Origin of the sequence: Bartonella sp. AP4SXKL, from assembly GCF_042195845.1 — a bacterium.
Lineage (GTDB): Bacteria > Pseudomonadota > Alphaproteobacteria > Rhizobiales > Rhizobiaceae > Bartonella.
Genome location: NZ_JBHIPA010000067.1, coordinates 1 through 791, shown reverse-complemented (window position 1 = coordinate 791; position 791 = coordinate 1). Strand labels below are relative to the sequence as shown.

General features: G+C 40.3%; 1 protein-coding gene. It reads left to right on the top strand.

Going from position 1 to position 791, the window contains the following annotated elements; genetic code table 11:
- A partial coding sequence (locus ACFIMI_RS09705; RefSeq protein WP_375692538.1) for an autotransporter outer membrane beta-barrel domain-containing protein occupies positions 1-791 on the top strand: 791 nt, incomplete at both ends.

Sequence of the window (791 nt, the reverse complement as noted above, 5' to 3'; positions counted from 1 at the left end):
TTAAGCGCTGATCATTCAACTTTAGAAGGCAGAGCGAATATTGCTAAAGACAGAAATGTACATTTTGATCTAAAAAACAAGACAACATGGACACTAAAGACCAGTACAAAAGAAAAAGATGCTGATGGAAAACTACTTGATATCGCTCAAAGATCTCGTTCTGATATTTCCACGCTTAATCTCGATAACAGCTCTATTGTTTTTGATGGACTGGTAGAAGATCATTATCACACATTGCATATAGGATCTGGTAAACCAGATACGCAAACAGTCTACAACGCCTCTGGTAATGCAAAGATTTACTTCAACATTGCTTGGAGTGATGGCGTAGCAAGTGCCGATCAAAAAACCGATAGACTTCTGATCCACGGTGATGTCTCAGGCTCCACAACAGTTTATATCAAAAGCGATTCAGGAGATGAAAGTAGTGTAGTCAATGCTGCTGATCCTTCCAATATAGGTGGCCTCTCGCTCATTCAAGTATCTGGAAAAGCACAAGAAGACTCTTTCAAACTCGTAAATGGCTATACCACAAGAAATCGTTTGCCTTATAAATATACGCTAACGGCCTATGGACCAGAGTCAAGCCACGGTACAGCCGATGTTGCACAAAGCCTCTTTGATGAAAAGAATGAAAATTTCTGGGATTTCCGCTTACATAAAGAAATTCTTGAAACAGATTCTGGTTCTGGTCCAAGTGTGATCGTCCCTGTAGCACAAACGGCCAATTACTTAGTCATGCCAAATGCTCTCTTCTACAGTGGATTAACCGATATGGCTAAACAAAACGC